The sequence below is a fragment of the Halomonas sp. SpR1 genome (assembly GCF_031010175.1).
In the GTDB taxonomy this organism is placed as follows: Bacteria; Pseudomonadota; Gammaproteobacteria; order Pseudomonadales; family Halomonadaceae; genus Vreelandella.
The window spans coordinates 1-791 of sequence record NZ_JAUAMB010000088.1 but is presented as its reverse complement, the minus strand read 5'-3'; the positions used below and the strand labels follow the sequence as shown (position 1 = coordinate 791).

The window sequence follows — 791 nt, the reverse complement described above, 5'->3', positions numbered from 1 at the left end:
GGACGTTAGTGGCTATCTGATGGGTTACTACAACCAGCAGCGCCCTCACTCGTTTAACGATGGCATGCCTCCCGTTGTGGCTGAGGAAAATCTTAAATTACTGTCCGGGATTAGTTGACCACTACACCTTCTCGGCTGCCACTTCAAACCAATCGCTGGGGAGGCTGGCCGCCAGTTGCATGAAGTTCTCAACCTCTTCAGGAGGCAATTCGATAAAGGTGTTGCCCACTTCCTTAGCAAACTCAACCCCACGCACATCGACGGTATCCATCATAAAACCAAACAGACGGGACAGCTTTTCGCCTGAGACATCCATAATGGCGTTACGGTCTTCCTCGGAAAGCGACTGCCAGGTATCGGGATTTATGACCATGGAAAAGCTGCCACGATAGAAGCCGCCCGGCATTTGTACCGTGTAGGGCAATACTTCAGCCAGTCGAAAACTCTTGAGTCCTTCAAGGGTGAGCATGGCACCGTCGACCACTCCTTGCGTGGCTGCTTCGTATGTCCCACCTGGCGGCAGTGCGACCCCGGTGAGGCTTAACGCATTGGAAATATCCGCCATCACGCCGCCACCGATACGCACCCTTCTGCCCTGCAAATCGTCAAGGCTTTCGATTGGTTCAGCAAGAAAGAGCGCCCCAGGGCCATGCACGCCCAACCCTAGCCCGGATTTCTCATAGCGCCTCAGCCAGTACCGCACTCAGGCTGTAATATCGCTAAACACCTATGGGCACGGCTTAAATGGCCTACTTTTTAACCATTTTCCGTCGTTCAGACACACTTCCCCC

The 791-nt window shown here is 53.6% G+C and carries 1 protein-coding gene; it reads right to left on the bottom strand.

Features of this window, described 5'->3' with window-relative positions; translation table 11 throughout:
• Positions 1–121: 121 nt before the first annotated feature.
• Positions 122–703 carry a TRAP transporter substrate-binding protein DctP gene (dctP, locus tag QT231_RS24225; RefSeq protein ID WP_308339328.1) on the bottom strand — a complete coding sequence of 194 codons (582 nt, stop codon included), beginning with the start codon at positions 701–703 and terminating at the stop codon, positions 122–124.
• Positions 704–791: the final 88 nt, after the last annotated feature.